This is a genomic window from Brevundimonas sp. D3-1P (assembly GCF_055809335.1).
In genome coordinates this window covers 2,972,375-2,989,678 of the sequence record NZ_CM147908.1, presented here as the reverse complement: position 1 = coordinate 2,989,678, position 17,304 = coordinate 2,972,375, and the positions used below count along the sequence as shown (strand labels likewise).

Here is a 17,304-nt window from a genome sequence, read left to right as displayed (position 1 = left end):
CCTTCGCGAGGATGGCCGGAAGGTCGAGACCTAACCCTTTGACCTGCCCTTGAAGCCGTCCTTCTTGAAGCCGGGCTTGGCCTTGAACGGCTTCTTGGCGAAGGGTTTGTCGCCCGCCGGCTTGCCGCCGTCGGCTTTCGGCGCCCAGGGCTTCTTCTTGAACGGCGGGCGGGCGTCGCCCTCGGCGTTGTCGGCGCGCTTGTAGGGGGTCTTCTTGAACGGGCGGTCGCCGTCCTCGCGCGGCTTGCCGGCGAAGCGGCTGGCTTTCATCGAACCGGGCGTCGGAGCTTCCGACGGCGTGATCTTCACCTCGTCCCTGGAGGCGGCGACGGCTTCGCGGAAGGCCTTCTCGTGGGTCTTGGCGACCTCGAACCGCGTCTCTTCGGGGAAGGTGCGGATGGCGCCGATCTGGGGCTTGGAGATGCCGCCGATGCGGCAGATCAGCGGGATCAGCCATTTGGGGTCGGCGTTCTTGTTGCGGCCCACGTCCAGACGGAACCAGACCACGTCGTCGGCGCCCAGGCGCTCGCCCGGCCAGGGCTGGGCGGCCGTACCGTCGTCGTTGCGCACCATGCGATCGCGCTTGCCAGGGCCGCGATCGGCGCCCGGATCGGACAGTTCTTCCGGCGCCGGCTGCTCCTTGCGCAGCAGGCGCACCAGGGCGGCGGCGATCTCGTCGGGCGTGCGCTCGGCGATCATCCGCCTGGCCACGACCATGTCCTCGTCGGACACCTCGGCCTCGAAGTGCGAGGGCGACAGCAGCCGATCCTCGTCGGCCTTTCGGATCTCGTCGAAGGTCGGGGCGCCGGACCAGACGGCCTCGATCCCGGCCTCGTCCATCAGGCGCTCGGCCTTGCGGCGGCGCGAATGCGGGACCAGCATGACCGAGACGCCCTTCTTGCCCGCCCGCCCGGTGCGGCCCGAACGGTGCAGCAGGCCGGCGCGGTTCATCGGCAGTTCGGCGTGGATGACCAGACCGAGGTCCGGCAGGTCCAGGCCGCGCGCGGCGACGTCGGTGGCCACGCAGACGCGGGCGCGGCCGTCGCGCAGCGATTGCAGGGCGTCGGTGCGCTCGCGCTGGCCCATCTCGCCCGACAGGCTGACGGTCGAGAAGCCGCGCTCCAGCAGCGAGGACTGCAGGTGACGCACGCTGTCGCGCGTCGAGCAGAAGACCATGGCCCGCGGCGCCTCGAACCAGCGCAGGGTGTTGACCACCGCATGTTCGATCTCGTTCGGGGCGATGCGATAGGCGCGATATTCGATGTCGGCGTGCTGGCGCGACTTGTCGGTCGCGTCGATCCGCACCGCGTCCTTCTGGTAGCGTTTGGCCAGGGTGGCGATGTCGCGCGCGATGGTGGCCGAGAACAGCAGGGTGCGGCGGCTCTCCGGCGCCTGGTCCAGGATGTGTTCCAGGTCTTCGCGGAAGCCCATGTCCAGCATCTCGTCGGCCTCGTCGAGAACGGCGACCTTCAGTTCGGACAGATCCAGGTTGCCCCGGTCGATGTGGTCCTTCAGGCGGCCGGGCGTGCCGACGACGATATGGACGCCGAAGCTCAAGGCGCGGGCTTCGCGACGCGCATCCATGCCGCCGACGCAGGTGGCGATCTTGGCGCCCGAGTCGGCGTACAGCCATTGCAGCTCGGCCGCGACCTGCATGGCCAGTTCGCGCGTTGGGGCGATCGCCAGGCAAAGCGGCGCGCCGCCGGGCCCGAAGATCGGCTTGTCGCCCAACAGGGTCGGCGCCGCCGCCAGACCGAAGGCCACCGTCTTGCCCGATCCGGTCTGGGCCGAGACCAGCAGGTCGCGCTCGGCGTGTTCGCCCTCCAGCACGGCGGCCTGGACCGGGGTCGGCTCGGCATAGCCCTTGTTGATCAGGGCGCGGTCGAGCGCGGGGTGGACGGCGGGAAAGGGCATGGGAAACCTGGGCAAACGGACAAGGGCGGTCGCCGAAACGACCGCGCCCGGCCGAGGTCAGACCTCAGGCCGGGCGAATGGCGACGCTCTATACACGGATAAAGGCTGAAGCGGGGCGGAAAACGCCGTTCACCCTGTTCCTTCAGGCGATGTTGACCCGAAAGCCGCAGTTTCGACGACGGAACATCCCGGTTTCCGCCCCGCCCGGAGCCCGACCATGCAAGTCCTGTCCATCGCCGCCGCCGGAATGATGAACGCCCAGGCCCGTTTCGAAGACAGCGCGCGCCGAACGGCCCAGTGGCCGCTCGACGCCCTGGCCGAGGAAACCGTCGAGCGGATCGAAGCCAAGACCGCCTTCACCGCCAACGCCGCCGTCGCCCGAACCGCCGACGACATGACCGGAACCCTGCTGGACATCCTGGCCTGATCCGCGCCCCTCACCCCGCCTTCTCCGGCAGGATGAAGAAGCCCACGAAACGGTCGAACACGGCCCGATCGCCGGTCAGGGTCATCGCCCCCTCGGCCTCGAAGGCGGCGGGGGGGACCTTGCCGTACACACAGGCGGCGGCCAGCGGCGGCTGGGTCGTCAGAATCACATCGGCGGCGTCAGCCGCATCGCGCCGGGTCGTGATCGTTCCATTCTCGATACGCACGACAAACGCTTCCTCGCCGAAGACGAAACCCAGGCTCATCGTCGCATCCCCGGCCAGGACCGGATCGAACATCGTCTCGAACGACATCATCAGGGAGACCGCGCTGATCGGCAGGGTCGGGTCGTGCAGGGGCGAGCGCGCCGCCCAGCGCCCCAGCACCATGAACACCGGCTTGATCTCATAGCCCCAGTCGGTCAGCTCATAGACCTGGACCGAGGCGGGCGGGGCCAGCCTGCGTCGCCGCAGCACGCCCGAGGCCTCCAGACCCTCCAGCCTCTGGGTCAGCACATTGGCCGAAACGCCGTGCAGGTCCTTCTTCAGGTCCCCGAACCGGCGCGGCCCCATCATCAGTTCGCGCACCACCAGCAGCGCCCAGCGTTCTCCGATCAAATCCAGCCCGTGGGCCGCCCCGCAGGCGTCGTGATAGCGTCGGCCCGCCTTCACGGTTATTTTTTCTAACTTCATGGTTGACTATAATAATGTCGGGGAGCAGGCTGCGCAAATAACAAGAAGAGGAAACGCCGTGCCCCAGCTGATCTTCATCAACCTGCCGGTCGCCGACCTGGCCCGGTCCATCGCCTTCTACGAAGCGGTCGGCGCGACCCGGAACCCCGTCTTCAGCGACGAGACCGCCGCCTGCATGGTGATCTCCGACGTGATCCACGTCATGCTGCTGACCCACGACAAATGGCGCACCTTCACCGACCGCCAGATCCCGGACGCCCAAGCCTCGGCCCAGGTCCTGCTGTGCCTGTCGCAAGACAGCCGACCGGCGGTGGATGCTGTGGTCGGCCGGGCCGAACGGGCCGGCGGCGGGCCCGACCCCACCCCGACCCAGGACCACGGCTTCATGTACGGCCGCAGCTACGCCGACCCGGACGGCCATATCTGGGAAGTCATGTGGATGGACCCCGCCGCCGTCGGCGGCGAACCGAAATGACCGACAAGATCGTCCCCTGCCTGTGGTTCGACGGCGACGCCGAGGCGGCCGTCGGCTTCTATGTCTCGCTTCTGCCCGACAGCCGGATCACGGCCGTCAACCGCTCGCCCGTCGACACGCCTTCGGGCCCGGCGGGATCGGTCTTGACCGTCCAGTTCGTGCTGGCGGGACGGGACTATCTGGCGCTGAACGGCGGCCCGGCCTTCAGCTTCGACGAGGCCGTCTCCTTCATGGTCATGACCGAGGACCAGGCCGAGACGGACCGGCTGTGGAACGCCCTGACCGCCGACGGCGGCCGCGAAAGCGACTGCGGCTGGCTGAAGGACCGCTGGGGCCTGTCGTGGCAGATCACGCCGCGACGCCTGATGAACCTGATCACCGATCCCGATCCCGCGCGCGCCGGGGCCGCCATGACGGCCATGATGACCATGGGCAGGATCGACATCGCCGCGCTGGACCGCGCGGTCGCGGACCTTTGAAACCCCAAGACGGAGACGACCGATGACCTATGTGACCGGCTTCCTGACCCCGGTGAAGACGGCGGACAAGGACCGCTATATCCGTTCCGCCGAAAAGGCCTGGCCCCTGTTCCAGAAATACGGCGCCCTGTCGCATGTGGAGACCTGGGGCGTGGATGTGCCCGACGGCAAGCTGACCAGCTTTCCCCTGGCGGTGAAGCTGGAACCGGGCGAGGTCGTGGTCTTCTCCTGGCTGACCTGGCCCGACCGCGCCACCGCCGACGCCTGCTGGTCGAAGATGGAGAACGACCCCGGCTTCGCCGACATGGACATGCCGTTCGACGGCAAGCGGATGATGTGGGGCGGCTTCGAAACCGTCTTTTCGGCGTAGGACGCCATCGGCGCGCCTCAGCGCCGCGCCGCCTTCAAGGCCGAGAGCAGGGTCTTGCGGCGTTCCGCATGGGCCCGTTCCAGCGCGGCCTGCTCGTCCTGCAGGGCCTTCAGCCGGTCGGCGAGGGCCGCCTCCGCCTCGCCATGCTCGGCGTCCAGGGTCTCCAGTTCGGCCTCCAGCCGCGCGATCTTTTCACGCCGCGCCTTGGACGGACCGGCGGCCTTCTTCGGCGCGGCCGCCTTGCCGATCTCGCCGACATCGATGATCAGGCCGCGCTCGATCACCTCGCCCGGCGCCGCCAGGGCCGCTTCATAGTCGGGACCGCCGTCAAGTTCGCTGGCCAGGCCGGTGGCGAACAGATCCTGGCGGGAGCCCCAGGCTTGGAGCGCCTTCGGTCGGGAGCTGGCGGCCACCGTGAAGGCGTGGAACCCGTCCGACCAGGTGAAGACCTTCAACCGTTTCGCCACGCGCCGCTCCTTCCAGCGACCGACTCTGGCCGCGCCTCAGCGGCAGAAACGCGTGTCGGTGGCTTCCAGATGCAGGTGGTCGTGGTGGACGGCGTTGTAATCGGGGCTCAGCGTCGTGCCGAAGATGCGGCAGGCGTCGTCGCGGATGCGCCTCAGGAACCGCGCCTCGGGCGTGTCGCCCGACCAGTCGCGCGTCACCGTGATGCGCCGCCCGTCGCGCAGCCGCACGCCGGCGAAGTCCAGGGCCGCCGCCTGGGAATGGGCGCTGATGCGGTTCGATCCGACGCCGTTGTTCACATTGCGGCAGGCGTAGGCCCCCATGTGGTCGATCTGCACCACGTCGGAGCCCAGGATCTCGCGCGCCGCCGGCTCCAGCGACTGGCGCCGCCAGATGCTCAGCGCCAGGGCCGTCTGGCAGGTCATCTCCACGTCGCCCGGCGCCATGCGCGCCACCGTTCCCAGGTCCGCGCCCAGCACGCCGCCCTGGCTCAGGCCGCAGGTCGCGGTGTTCCGGCGATCCGGCACGGGGCTGAACCGCACCCGCGCGGCGTTCAGTTCGGCCAGGCAGCGGCCCAGGTCGCGCGCCTCGCGCACCACCAGCGCCTGGGTGCCGCCGTCGATGGGGCGATCCACCAGCCCGCCCGTCAGCGGCGCCTCGGGGCGCGACGGATAGGGCGAAGGCCGCAGGGGCTCGGGCGGTCGCCGCACGCAGCCGCTCAGGATCAGGACGGCGACCAGGGCGACCGAGGCGACCGCACGGCCGAATCGAGGCGGAGACAGGGGCGATGACATTTCGCCATCCTAGAGCCTGATCCGTGAGATGGAATCGCTACGCGATTTCATCGATGCGGTGAATCACGCTCGAGGTTTAATCGACATTCAGCCCATGAACGTCATTCCGGGGCGTCCGAAGGACGAACCCGGAACCCAGGAGGCGGGCGTCAGGCCTTGGAGGCGTTAGACAGCGCGACTGCAGCCCTCGGTTCCGGGTTCTTCGCTCTGCTCAGCCCCGGAATGACGCGCCGAGACGCCTGTCTTTACGAATGTCGATTGAACCTAGTCGATTCCGGGGCCATCCGAAGGCGGCCGATCGTCGATCGGCCCCGCATAGTCCAGATCCATCGTCAGGGGGTGACGCCAGCCGGGGATGGCGTCGAACTTCGGCGCGCGCCTCAGATGCTGGGCCACCATCATCCCCAGCGGCGTGATCGGCTCGGGCAACGGCCTCAACCGGCCCTCCGCGTCGAAATAGTTGGGCGCCCAGCCCCCGTCGACCGCATGGGCGAAGTCGGCCGCCGTCGCCTCCGGCCCCAGATGACGCGCCCGCCAGTGATAGAGAAAGGCGCCGTATCGCGCGGATTCGCCCATCGGCTGGTCCATCAGCATCGCATGCGCCAGTCTGGTCGCCTCCCCGATGATGTCGGCGTCGCGCTGGGCGATCAGTTGGGCCAGATCGTCCTCGGAGAGCGCCTCGTCGTCGCCCTGGGCGGCCTTGGCGGGTTCGGCGCGATCCGCCAGTCGCGCCAACGCCTCGGCCGATCGCACCAGAACCTGGGCCTCCTCGCCGCGCCCCTGGACCAGCAGTCCGCCGGCGCGCTGCATCGCCTCCTCCACCGCCTTGCGGGGATCGACCGGCGGCGCCGGGGCGATGTCGGCCGGCTTCGGGGCCGGCGTCGGGCCCAGCGTCGGGCCCGTCCGCGCCGGCTCCAGTTCGCGATCCAGGCGCGAGGCGACGTCCTTTCGGCTCCATCCCTCGCGTTGCGACTTCTTCCTCAGATTGGCCAGGCCCACGTCGAACCGACGCGCCACGGACGCGCCGCTTTCTCCGGCCTCATAGGCCGCGCGCACCCGTTTCCAGACCTCGGGGCCGCGATATTTTCTCAGACGATAATGTTCCATGGCGACATCCTGGTCTCCCGAGTCGCCAAAATCGGTCGCAGGCCGTCGTCGCAGTCGCCGGAATCCCACAAAATCCGTCGTCCAATTCTCTCCTGAGTCTCACGCCCTTCGGCCCTCGCTGGGCGCCCTGGTCGATCCGGCCCGCCGAACGAAAAAGGGGCGGCCCTTTCGGCGCCGCCCCTGATCGTCTTCAGCTGTCCAGGAAGGAGCGCAGCTTGCGCGACCGGCTGGGGTGTTTCAGCTTGCGCAGGGCCTTGGCCTCGATCTGGCGGATCCGTTCGCGGGTCACGCTGAACTGCTGGCCGACCTCTTCCAGCGTGTGGTCGGTGTTCATGCCGATGCCGAAGCGCATCCGCAGCACCCGCTCCTCGCGCGGGGTCAGGGACGCCAGCACGCGGGTCGTGGTCTCGCGCAGATTCGACTGGATGGCGGCGTCGATGGGCAGAACGGCGTTCTTGTCCTCGATGAAATCGCCCAGGTGACTGTCTTCCTCGTCCCCGATCGGGGTTTCCAGGCTGATCGGCTCCTTGGCGATCTTCAGGACCTTGCGGACCTTCTCCAGCGGCATGGCCAGCTTTTCGGCCAGCTCTTCCGGGGTCGGCTCGCGGCCGATCTCGTGCAGCATCTGGCGGCTGGTGCGGACGATCTTGTTGATCGTCTCGATCATGTGCACCGGGATGCGGATGGTGCGCGCCTGGTCGGCGATGGAGCGGGTGATCGCCTGGCGTATCCACCAGGTGGCGTAGGTCGAGAACTTGTAGCCGCGGCGATACTCGAACTTGTCGACCGCCTTCATCAGGCCGATGTTGCCCTCCTGGATCAGGTCCAGGAACTGCAGGCCGCGGTTGGTGTATTTCTTGGCGATGGAGATCACCAGGCGCAGGTTGGCCTCGACCATCTCCTTCTTGGCCTGGCGGGCCTCGCGCTCGCCCTTCTGCACGGTCTGGACGATGCGGCGATAGTCGTCGATGGGCAGGCCGGCTTCCAGGGCCACGGCGGCGACATCCGAGCGGATGGTCGCGATCTGGCTGGCCTCGTTGTCGCTGAACTTGGTCCAGCGCACGCCCTGCTCCTTGATCCGCTCGGTCCAGGCGGGGTCCAGTTCGGAGCCGAAATAGGCCTTCAGGAACTCGGGCCGCGAGATGCCGTAGCTGTCGGCCAGGCGCAGCAGCCGGCCTTCCAGGCCGATCAGCCGCTTGTTGATGGCGTAAAGCTGCTCGACCAGCGCCTCGATGCGGTTGTTGTTCAGCTTCATCGTCTTCAGACGATCCGAGATGGACGTCGTCAGCGCCTGATAGGCCTTTTCGTCCTTGGCGCTCAGCGCCTCGCCCTTCAGACGCGCCTGGACCAGCTTGTCCTGAAGCTGGCGGAAGGCGCCGAAATCGGCTGCGATCAGGTTCAGAACCTCCATCACCCCGTCGCGCAGCTCCGCTTCCAGCGCCGAGATCGACATGCCGCCGCCATCGTCGAAATCATCCTCATCATCGTCATCGGACTCGGGCTTGTCCTCAGAGACTTGTTTTTCCTCGGCTTCTTCTCCCTCTTCGCTCTCCGGCTGGGCGGCGCCCGGCAGGGACGACGGGTTCAGCACGCCGTAGGTGGCGTCCAGGTCGATGACCTCGCGCAGCAGGATGCGGTTGTTCTCGAGTTCGTCGCGCCAGACCATGATGGCCTCGAACGTCAGGGCGCTTTCGCACAGACCCGAAATCATGGCGTCGCGCCCGGCCTCGATCCGCTTGGCGATGGCGATCTCGCCCTCGCGGCTCAGCAGTTCGACCGAACCCATTTCGCGCAGATACATGCGCACCGGGTCGTCGGTGCGGTCGTAGGCGGCCTTGGCCGGGGTTTCGGCAACGGCGGTGCCGGCGGCGGCGGCCACGTCGGTGGACTGCTGCTCCTGCGCGTCCTCCTCGGCCTCGACGACGTTGACGCCCATTTCCGACAGCATGGCCAGGGTGTCTTCGATGGCGTCGGGCGTGACCTCTTCGGACGGCAGGACCTTGTTCAGCTCCTCCATCGTCACATAGCCGCGCGCCTTGGCCTGTTTGATGAACTTCTTGACGCCGGCGTCGGTCAGATCGAGCAGGGGCCCGTCGGTCGAAACCTCGGCGTCCTGCGTCTCGGTCTGTGCGTTCATAGTCGGTCTGTCTCCAGCCGGAGGGGGTGATCAATCCGCCCCGGCGAAAAATACAATGCCCGGCGGGGCGTAAGGTTACGCGCCCGCGCTGTCTTCCCAAATCGTCCCGGCTTTGATCGCACGGCGAAGCGCATCCCGCTCGGCCTTAAGCCTGCGGAACGCCTCATCCTGCCCAGGCACGCCACGCGCCTGGGACAAGGCGTCCTCCAACGCGGCGACCCGCGTCGAAGCGTCGAACGCCTGCGACCATCGGACCCTTGCCTCGGCGAGGGGCGCATTTGCGGCCAGGAATGGCGCGCCGGACTTCGCCGCCGCCTTCTCGACCTCGCGCACTAAGGCATCATGACCCGATTGCGCCAGATGGCGTCGCAGGGCGGCGGAGTCAAGGCTCTGCCCAGACAGACGCAAACGAACCAGTTCCTGCGCCAGTCCATCCAACCCCTTGTCGCCGAATCCGTGGGCCGAAATCTCTTCCAGATGGTCGTCCATCCGCTCGGGATCGTCGATGGCGCCGTGGGCCAGGGCGGCGGGCACCGGCTCGATGGCGCGAAACAGCGATTGCATGGCCTGGGCCCCCTCGACGGTCTGGCCAAGTTTGGGCGGGGGGCCGAACCGGCCGCGCCCGCCCTGCCCCGGCGTCCAAAGCGCGCGCTGGGGCGTGCGCGGAAACAGGGCGTCGAAGCGTTCGAACAGGTCGCGGCGATACTGTTCGGCTAGGTCCCTGTCCTGGATGGCGGAGGCGGCGCTGCGCAAACGCGCCTTGAAGCCGGCCTTGCGCTCGGGCGTGTCCAGCGGTTCGATGTCCTGTTCGCGCCGGAACAGCACCTCGGCGAAGCCGTGGGTTTCGGACAGGGCCTGGCGCAGGGCGGGCGCCCCCTTGTCGCGCAGGATGTCGTCGGGATCCTGTCCTCCGCTCAGCAGACAGAACCGGAAGGATCGCCCGGCCCTCAGCAGCGGCAGCGCGCGTTCGATGGCGCGATAGGCGGCGCGCAGGCCCGCCGCGTCGCCGTCGAAACACAGCACCGGTTCGGACGAGATGCGCCACAGCCGCTCCATCTGCTCCTCGGTCAGGGCCGTGCCCATCGGCGCCACGGCCGGCAGGCCCGCGCGCTGGCAGGCGATGACGTCCATATAGCCTTCGACCACGATGACGGCCTGGTCGTTCTTGCTTTCGGCTCCCAGGATCCGACGTGCTTCGGGCAGGCCGTACAGGGTCGCGCCCTTGTGGAAGAGCGGGCTTTCCGGGCCGTTCAGATATTTGGCCCGGTCGTCGGGGTTCATGGCCCGGCCGCCGAAGCTGACGATCCGCCCGCGCGCGTCCAGGATCGGGAACATCAGCCGATCGCGGAATCGGTCATAGGGCTGGCCGCCGCTTTCGGGCGCGATCAGCAGGCCCGCCTCGACCAGGTCGGCGGGCCGGGCGCCGCGCTGGACCAGCGCCTGTTTCAGCCCCTCGCGGTCGTTGGGCGCATAGCCCAGGCCGAACCGCTCCCACTGGTCCTCGGGCAGGCCGCGTTTTTCGAGGTATTCGCGCGCCGCCTTGCCGGGCGTGCGGCGCAGATTGGCGGCGAACCATTTCTGGGCCAGGTCCATCCAGTCCGACAGGCCCGCCCGCTTCTGCTCGCGTTTGGCCTCCTTGGGGTCTTCGGCGGGAAGCTGCATCCCCGCCTCGCCCGCCAGACGCTGCACCGCCTCGACGAAGCTGAGCCGCTCCGTCTCCTGCAGGAAGGAGATGATGTCGCCGTGTTTGCCCGACGAGAAGTCGTGGAAGAAGCCCTTGTCGTCGTTGACGAAGAAGGACGGCGACTTTTCCTTCGAGAAGGGCGACAGGCCGACGTATTCCCGCCCCTGACGCTTCAGCTTCACCGTCCGCCCGATCACGTCGGACGGCCGAAGGCGGGCCTTCAGTTCATCGATGAATCTTTCGTCGAAACGCACCCGGCGATCCTTAGGCCCAGTCGGTCTCCAGGTCGATATCGGGACGATCAGGCGGCTCGTCCGGGCATCCCCCGAAGTCCGAACGAACCGCCGCATCGCAGAAGGCGTAGCCGCCGCGTCCCCCAACGCCTTGGCTAACGAAGTCCTAACGCCTCGCGGACCTGCATCTGACGCAAGGATCGGCGATCTGTCGAGAGGCCGGCGGGGGCATCGATGCGGATCAAGGCGAGACTGTGTCCTTTTCGCCGCGCACGCTTCGTCTCACCGGCGACCGAACGGCACGACCTTGTTGGCGCCGTCATGCCCGATATCGGCGGTTCCGAGGTAAGGAATGCCCGACCTCAGGCACCAGTATCGAACGATCTCCTCCGGAGTCTGTCCGAAATCGGGATCGTTTGGCGTGATATCGGAAACACGCCCCAGGCGAATTCCGGCCACACGCCGGATCGACGCCTGCCCCGTCAAATGAAACATCATCCGGTCGATCCGATAGGCGGCCTCGGCCACCTCCTCCAGCATCAGCACATGGCCGGTCAGGTCGGGCTCCAGCGCCGTGCCGGTCAACTGGTCGATGATGGTCAGGTTGAAGGCGACGGCGGGCCGTGGATCGGCGGCCAGCGACGGCTCGATCCAGTCGGTGCGGCCGGTCGTCAGCCAGGCGAGGGCGCCCCTCGCCGTCTCGTCGCGCCGCACCGAATCCGAGGCCATCGGTCCGTGGGCCAGGTGTTCGAAGCCCGCCTTGTACAAGCCCGCCAGCAGGCTGCCCGCATCGGAATAGCCCATGTAGCGCTTCTTGCGGGCGACGGCGTTCAGGCGCGGGATCGCCGCCTCGGCGATGCGGCAGGCGCCGTAACCGCCGCGCGCGAACCAGATGGCGTCGAGCCGCGGGTCGTTGGCGAATTCGACGAAGGCCTCGGCGCGCGCCCGATCGTCGCCCGCGAAATGGCCGTGCTTAAGAAAGCAGGCAGGGTGGAAGACCACCGATACGTCGCGGTCGGGATGGTGTTCGGCCATCCAGGCGTCGATCCGGTCCGCCCGTTCTTTCGAGAACCGCGAACTGGCGCAGACCACGCCGATCTTGAAGGTGTTAGCGTTCACGCCCGTCTTCTTCGTCGATTTTGCGATCCCCACTGGCGGACCGGCCCGATCCCCTGTTCTAAGGAGGCATGAACGAAGACGCCTCCTATTTCTTCTGCGGCATCGGCGGATCGGGGATGCTGCCCCTGGCCCTGATCGTCCAGGCGCGCGGCGCCGCCATCGAAGGCTCCGACCGCGCCTTGGACCAGGGCCGCACGCCCGAGAAGTTCGACTGGCTGCGGGCCCACGGCGTCGTCCTGCATCCCCAGGACGGGTCGGGCGTCACCTGCGCGGACCAGATCGTGGTGGCCACCGGCGCGGTCGAGGACACGGTGCCCGACATCGGCGCAGCCCGGCGCGTGGGGGCGACGATCAAGACCCGGCCCCGACTGCTCAGCGAACTGTTCAACGCCGCCCCGACCTCCGTCGGCGTGGCGGGCACCAGCGGCAAGTCGACCATCACCGGCATGGTCGCCTGGATCCTGCACCAGACCGGGCGCAACCCCACCGTCGTGAACGGGGCGGTGATGAAGAACTTCGCCGACGCCGACCATCCGTTCGCCAGCGCCCTGATCGGCGGGCCGGACCTGTTCGTGGCGGAGGTGGACGAAAGCGACGGCTCCATCGCCCGCTACGACCCGACGGTGGCGGTGGTGTCCAACATCTCGCTGGACCACAAGTCGATGGAGGAGCTGCGCGACCTGTTCGGCGGCTTCACCCGGCGGGCCGCGACGGCGGTGCTGAACCTGGACAATCCCGAGACGGCCGCCCTGGCCCAGATGCTGCCTGCGGGCAAGACGATCACCTTCGCCCTCGGCGAGGAGAAGGCCGACCTGTCCGCACACGACCTGCAACCCCTGCCGACGGGGATGCGGTTCCGCCTGATCGAGGGCTGGAGCGAGCATGACGTCGTGCTGAACGTGCCCGGCGCCCACAATGTCGCCAACGCCCTGGCGGCGCTGGGCGCGGTCCGGGCGCTGGGCGTGCCGACGGCCGAGGCGGTCAGGGCGCTGGAGACCTTCGCCGGCATCCGTCGCCGCATGGAGGTGGTCGGGACCGTCAACGACATCACCGTCATCGACGACTTCGCCCATAACCCCGACAAGATCGCCGCCACCCTGAAGACCCTGCACGCCTTCGACGGACGCCTGCTGATCCTGTTCCAGCCCCACGGCTTCGGGCCGCTGAAGCTGATGAAGGCCGAATTCATCGAAGGGCTCGCCGGGCTGATGCGCGAGGACGATGTGCTGCTAATGCCCCAGCCGGTCTATTACGGCGGCGCCGCCGACCGCAGCGTGGGGTCGGAGGACATCGCCGCCGGCGTCCGCGCCGCCGGCCGTCATGCCGAGGCCCTGGCCACGCGAGGGGATTGCGGCGACCGGATCGTCGAGACCGCTCGTCCCGGCGACCGGATCATCGTGATGGGCGCCCGCGACGACACCCTGTCGACGTTCGCGGCGGACTTGCTGGAACGACTGCGCTGAGCTTCAATAATCGTCATCCTCGCCCCTGTGGCGAGGATCCATACTCCCGGTAGCGCCGGCGACTCGATGTCTTCGACGGAGCGTATGGATCCTAGGCGCAAGGCCGAGGATGACGCTGATGAGACTTCAGTAGACGTCGCGGCGATAGCGGCCGTCTTCGAGCATCTCCAGCAGGACGTCCGCGCCCAACGCCTCTTCCAGCGCGGCATGGACGCCCGACGCCATGCCTTCCAGGCTGCCGCACACATAGATGACGGCCCCGCGCGCCACCCAGTCGCGCAGATCATTGGCGGCCTGCGCGGTCAGGTCCTGCACATACCGCCCGTCGCCCGGATCGCGTGAGAAGGCGCGATCCAGCCGGCTCAGCACCCCCGACGCCAGCCAGGCCTGAAGTTCGGCGTCGAAGAAGGCGTCGTGCGCCTGCGTCCGCTCTCCGAACAACAGCCAGGCCCCGCCGCCCGCCACCGTGCGCGCCTTCAGGTGCGCCCTCAGGCCCGCGATCCCCGTGCCGTTGCCGATCAGGATCATCGGCGTCGCATCGGCCGGGCCGTGGAAACTGCGGTTGGCGCGCAGCCGCATCCCGATCTCGTCGCCGATCGCCAGATCCTGCGTCAGCCAGCCCGAGGCCAGGCCGGGCGAGCCGTCGGGGCGGCGCATCAGGCGGACCAGGAACTCGGCCCGCCCGTCGGACGGCAGGGAGGCGATGGAATATTCGCGCGCGCCCGGAACCACGCCGTCGCGTTCGGGCAGGCCGATCTCGGCGATGTCCCCGGCCGCCCAGTCGGGCGTCGCCCCGACCGCCTCGAACGCCAAATGCCAGGCCTCGCCGCCGGGACCGCCCGGATTGGCCAAGGTCCGCTCCACCAACCGCCACGGGTGGTAGGCGGGGGGCGTCCAGTCGGGCGCGGCGGTGCGGCCGGTGATCTGGTTTAGCTGGTGCTGCCAGTGGCGGATGGCGCCGGTGTCGCCGTCGTCGACCTCGACCGTGTCGAACAGGGCCTGGGCGCCCGCGCGCCGCAACCAGCCGTCCACCGCATGGCCGAAGCCGCAGAACTGGTCGTAGGTGCGGTCGCCCAAGGCCAGTAGGCCGAAGCGCAGACCGCCCAGATCGGGGTTCCGGCTCATGATCTTTCCGACGAAACGGGCGGCGTTGTCGGGTGGATCGCCCTCCCCTGTCGTCGAGGCGATCAGCAGCACCCGCTCGGCGGACTTCAGCGCATCCAGGTCCAGGTCGGCGAAGGACAGCACCCGCGCGCCCACCCCGGCGTCGCCCAATCCGCGCGCCGTCATCCAGGCCAGTTCCTCGGCCAGCCCGGTCTGGCTGGCGAAGGCGACCAGGACGGGCCGCCCCTCGCCCGTTCCCGCCAGGGCATCGGAACGCGCGCGCGTCCGGGCGGCGGCGCGGCGTTTGCGCCAGACGGTGAAGGCGATCAGGGCCAGCCAGAGGCCGAACGCCCCCGCCGCCCACAGCCAGCGCTGCGGGTCGGCTGTCACCCCGGCCGGTCCTGTTCGGGATCGTCCATCAGGGCGGCGAAGGCGGGCGACATCCGCTCGACCGGGCCGCGTTCGGTGCGCTCGACGAAATGCGCGGCCAGGCCCAGGGCCTCGGCGTAGTCCGGCCCCTCGAACGGCCCCATGACGGTCAGGGCCGTGGCGTAGGCGTCCGCCATCATGGCCGAGGCGTGCAGCACCGTGACCGAGGCCAGGTTGTTGGCCGCCGGTCGGCCGGTCGCACCGTCCAGCGTGTGCGGATAGAGGCGTCCGTCATGGACGAAGGCGCGCCGATAGTCGCCGCTTGTGGCCACGGCCAGGTCGAACAGGGCCGCCACGGTGCGGGGGGCCGGGTCGCCCTCTACCCGCTCGATCTCGACCCACCAGGGCTGGGCGTCGGGCTTGACGCCGCGGCCCTTCAGTTCGCCGCCGATCTCGATCAGGTGAGAGGTCGCGCCCATGGCCATCAGGCGGTCGGACACCCGGTCCGCCGCATGGCCCTTGGCGATGCCGGAAAAGTCCAGCTTCATCCCGCCCATCTGCATCACGCCGCGCGCGTCGCGATTGAGCCGCAGCTTCCGCCAGCCGCTGACCGCCATCGCGGCGGCGATCTCGTCTTCGGACGGTAGGGGCAGCAGGGCCGGGCGCGGTCCCGGCGGACCGAATCCCCACAGATCGACCAGGGCGCCCAGGGTCGGATCGACCGCGCCATTGGTCTCGTCGCCCAGGGTCATGGCCGCGTCCAGCAGGTCCCAGAAGGGCTGGGACACCGCCCAGAAGCCGGCCGGGGCCGCGTTGAACCGGCTGATCTCGCTGGACGGCTCCCACGGACTGAACAGCGAAACGACGGCCGCCAGTTCTTCCTCGATGGCGACGCGGACGGCGGCCTCGCCGACCCCGGGCGGGGCGATGACGCGCGCGCTCCAGGTCGTGCCCATGGTCTGGCCGCCCAGCGAAAGGATCACGTCGCTGGGCGGACGAGGCGGCGCGCCCTCGATGCGGGGCACGAGGACGCGGTTGTCGGCCCGATCCGCCAGCGGACCGGAATCGCCGAGACTGACGGCGGGCGGCGCGGCGCGGGAGCCGCGCGGCGAGAAAGGCGTGTCGGACATCCCGCTCGCTTAGGGCAGGACTTCCACGACCGCCACATAGCTGGTGTTCGATCCCAGCGCAGCGCCCTGCCCCTCGGTTCGGACCGAGGCGTTCAGCCAGTACATGCCGGCTTCCGGCCAGGTGACGGTGAAGGCCCCGTCGGCGCCGGTGGTCACGGTCGATTCCTCGGGATTGTCGCGATAGCGGATGCCGCCGCGGGCCACGGTGACGTCCAGGCCCGAGGCGGGCTGGCCGTTGTTCAGCAGTTTGAAGGTCGCCGCCTCGCCCGCCACCAGGTCGTTGGGGTGGGTGACGGGAACCAGCTCCAGCCCCTCGCCGGTCGTCTTGAACACGGTGTCGGTGGGGTTGTTCAGGGTGACGAAGGTCTCGATCCGGCTGGCGGTGCGGGTGGCCTGGATGTCGGTCGCGCCTTGCGGCAAGGCGGCGGGGTATTCGGCCACCGTCCCGCGCCAACGCTTCTGCTCGCCGTTCAGCTTGTAGCCGGCCACGACGCCGCCCATGACGTTGGCGATCTTGTAGGTGCCGTTCTGCGTCAGATGAACGTCGAAGGTGGAACGGTACTGACCCTGCATGGCGTGTTCGGGCTGGACCGCCGAGCCGTCCGGCGCGGTGATGGTCAGGCCGTTCAGGCGCATGGCGGCGTGGTCGGGATTGAACACCTGGTTCGACATGCCGGCGTCGAAACCGACCCAAGCGTCCGCGCCCGACAGGGTGGTGGCCGTCGGCGCCAGCCAGGCGCGGTGCGCCTGGGCGGCCATCGGCGCCGCCAGGGCGGCGGCCAGGGTGAGGAGAGCGATCGTTTTCTTCATCGTCTGTATCCTTAGCGAGAGACGGCGACGCGCACGGCGCCCAGTTCGGTGGAGCCGGTTCCGGCCCCGGCGTTGGCCGCGCCCCAGCGGAAGGGCACGCGCACGACCTCGCGGCCGCCCAGTTCGCGGGCCGCCTCGACGACGATGTTGTATTGGCCGGGTTGCAGGTTGCGCAGGCGCGCGCCCGGCACGGCGATCGTCTGACGGCCCGGCGCGCGGGTGGCGCCCGAGACGCCGTCGGCCGGCAGGGCCATGGCTCGGCCGCCCTTGCGCCACCAGGTGCGCAGGTCCTTGAGCCAGTCCTTGCCGTCGCCCTCGTTGTTGCGGGTCTGCTGATACCAGACGGCCAGGGTGCGCTCGGCGGTCTGGTCCGGCTTTTCGATCCACACCGCCACATAGGGCCGGTGGTAGGAGGCGGTGTTCAGGCGGGGAATCTCGACCGAGACCGTCAGGTCGGCGGCCATGGCGGGGGCGGCCGCCGCAGCGAGACCGACCGTGGTGATGACGACGGGGAGAAGACGCATCGGAATACT

General features: G+C 68.9%; 17 protein-coding genes. 5 read left to right on the top strand and 12 right to left on the bottom strand.

The window, feature by feature from the left end; all coding sequences use genetic code 11:
* Positions 1-30: 30 nt before the first annotated feature.
* Positions 31-1,914 carry a DEAD/DEAH box helicase gene (locus tag AC0L6G_RS15110; protein ID WP_473252557.1) on the bottom strand — a complete coding sequence of 628 codons (1,884 nt, stop codon included), beginning with the start codon at positions 1,912-1,914 and terminating at the stop codon, positions 31-33.
* Positions 1,915-2,131: 217 nt separating this feature from the next.
* Between AC0L6G_RS15110 and AC0L6G_RS15105 the strand changes: the two genes are divergently transcribed.
* A complete protein-coding gene (locus AC0L6G_RS15105) occupies positions 2,132-2,341 on the top strand; it encodes a flagellar basal body rod C-terminal domain-containing protein (RefSeq protein ID WP_473252556.1) in 210 nt (69 codons plus the stop codon).
* Positions 2,342-2,351: 10 nt separating this feature from the next.
* Here the strand turns inward: AC0L6G_RS15105 and AC0L6G_RS15100 are convergent, their stop codons facing one another.
* Positions 2,352-3,011 (bottom strand): winged helix-turn-helix transcriptional regulator, encoded by a 660-nt coding sequence (locus AC0L6G_RS15100; RefSeq protein ID WP_473252555.1) that lies wholly within the window; start codon positions 3,009-3,011, stop codon positions 2,352-2,354.
* Positions 3,012-3,090: 79 nt separating this feature from the next.
* Here AC0L6G_RS15100 and AC0L6G_RS15095 point away from each other — a divergent pair, with 79 nt between their 5' ends.
* From AC0L6G_RS15095 to AC0L6G_RS15085, 3 genes are read left to right on the top strand one after another with little or no spacing between them, the layout of a single operon-like run.
* Positions 3,091-3,507, top strand: a complete 417-nt coding sequence (locus AC0L6G_RS15095; protein WP_473252554.1) for a VOC family protein — start codon at positions 3,091-3,093, stop codon at positions 3,505-3,507.
* Entirely contained in the window at positions 3,504-3,986 is a 483-nt protein-coding gene (locus AC0L6G_RS15090) for a VOC family protein (protein WP_473252553.1), read from the top strand. The genes AC0L6G_RS15095 and AC0L6G_RS15090 overlap by 4 nt, the downstream gene beginning before the upstream one ends.
* Positions 3,987-4,008: 22 nt before the next feature.
* Positions 4,009-4,356, top strand: coding sequence for a DUF1428 domain-containing protein (locus AC0L6G_RS15085; protein ID WP_293825270.1), 348 nt, complete (start codon positions 4,009-4,011; stop codon positions 4,354-4,356).
* Between the two features lie 17 nt (positions 4,357-4,373).
* Here AC0L6G_RS15085 and AC0L6G_RS15080 read toward each other — a convergent pair whose 3' ends face one another.
* The 6 genes from AC0L6G_RS15080 to AC0L6G_RS15055 all read right to left on the bottom strand — a co-directional run bounded on the left by AC0L6G_RS15080 (position 4,374) and on the right by AC0L6G_RS15055 (position 11,895).
* The gene (locus AC0L6G_RS15080) at positions 4,374-4,823 is read right to left on the bottom strand and encodes a hypothetical protein (protein ID WP_473252552.1); all 450 of its coding nucleotides are present in this window, start codon (positions 4,821-4,823) and stop codon (positions 4,374-4,376) included.
* A gap of 36 nt (positions 4,824-4,859) precedes the next feature.
* A complete protein-coding gene (locus AC0L6G_RS15075) occupies positions 4,860-5,615 on the bottom strand; it encodes an extensin-like domain-containing protein (RefSeq protein ID WP_473252551.1) in 756 nt (251 codons plus the stop codon).
* Between the two features lie 264 nt (positions 5,616-5,879).
* On the bottom strand, positions 5,880-6,722 hold the full coding sequence (locus tag AC0L6G_RS15070) for a hypothetical protein (protein ID WP_473252550.1): 843 nt from the start codon (positions 6,720-6,722) through the stop codon (positions 5,880-5,882).
* A 190-nt stretch (positions 6,723-6,912) separates the two neighbouring features.
* On the bottom strand, positions 6,913-8,859 hold the full coding sequence (gene rpoD, locus AC0L6G_RS15065; RefSeq protein WP_293825263.1) for an RNA polymerase sigma factor RpoD: 1,947 nt from the start codon (positions 8,857-8,859) through the stop codon (positions 6,913-6,915).
* Between the two features lie 75 nt (positions 8,860-8,934).
* Positions 8,935-10,797, bottom strand: a complete 1,863-nt coding sequence (gene dnaG, locus AC0L6G_RS15060; protein ID WP_293825261.1) for a DNA primase — start codon at positions 10,795-10,797, stop codon at positions 8,935-8,937.
* Between the two features lie 261 nt (positions 10,798-11,058).
* On the bottom strand, positions 11,059-11,895 hold the full coding sequence (locus AC0L6G_RS15055) for an LD-carboxypeptidase (RefSeq protein ID WP_293825259.1): 837 nt from the start codon (positions 11,893-11,895) through the stop codon (positions 11,059-11,061).
* 68 nt (positions 11,896-11,963) lie between these two features.
* Here AC0L6G_RS15055 and AC0L6G_RS15050 point away from each other — a divergent pair, with 68 nt between their 5' ends.
* Entirely contained in the window at positions 11,964-13,358 is a 1,395-nt protein-coding gene (locus AC0L6G_RS15050) for a UDP-N-acetylmuramate--L-alanine ligase (RefSeq protein WP_293825257.1), read from the top strand.
* A 126-nt stretch (positions 13,359-13,484) separates the two neighbouring features.
* Here the strand turns inward: AC0L6G_RS15050 and AC0L6G_RS15045 are convergent, their stop codons facing one another.
* Genes AC0L6G_RS15045 through AC0L6G_RS15030 form a run of 4 tightly spaced genes read right to left on the bottom strand, consistent with a single transcriptional unit; the run spans position 13,485 to position 17,295 of the window.
* The gene (locus tag AC0L6G_RS15045; RefSeq protein WP_293825256.1) at positions 13,485-14,852 is read right to left on the bottom strand and encodes a sulfite reductase subunit alpha; all 1,368 of its coding nucleotides are present in this window, start codon (positions 14,850-14,852) and stop codon (positions 13,485-13,487) included.
* Positions 14,849-15,961 carry an FAD:protein FMN transferase gene (locus tag AC0L6G_RS15040; RefSeq protein WP_473252549.1) on the bottom strand — a complete coding sequence of 371 codons (1,113 nt, stop codon included), beginning with the start codon at positions 15,959-15,961 and terminating at the stop codon, positions 14,849-14,851. Before AC0L6G_RS15040 ends, AC0L6G_RS15045 begins: the two co-directional genes overlap by 4 nt.
* A 9-nt stretch (positions 15,962-15,970) precedes the next feature.
* Positions 15,971-16,771: a DUF4198 domain-containing protein gene (locus AC0L6G_RS15035; protein WP_293825252.1), complete on the bottom strand. Its 801-nt coding sequence runs from the start codon at positions 16,769-16,771 to the stop codon at positions 15,971-15,973.
* Between the two features lie 11 nt (positions 16,772-16,782).
* Complete coding sequence (locus AC0L6G_RS15030; protein ID WP_291540076.1) at positions 16,783-17,295, bottom strand: DUF2271 domain-containing protein; 513 nt, start codon at positions 17,293-17,295, stop codon at positions 16,783-16,785.
* Between the last annotated feature and the right edge of the window lie 9 nt (positions 17,296-17,304).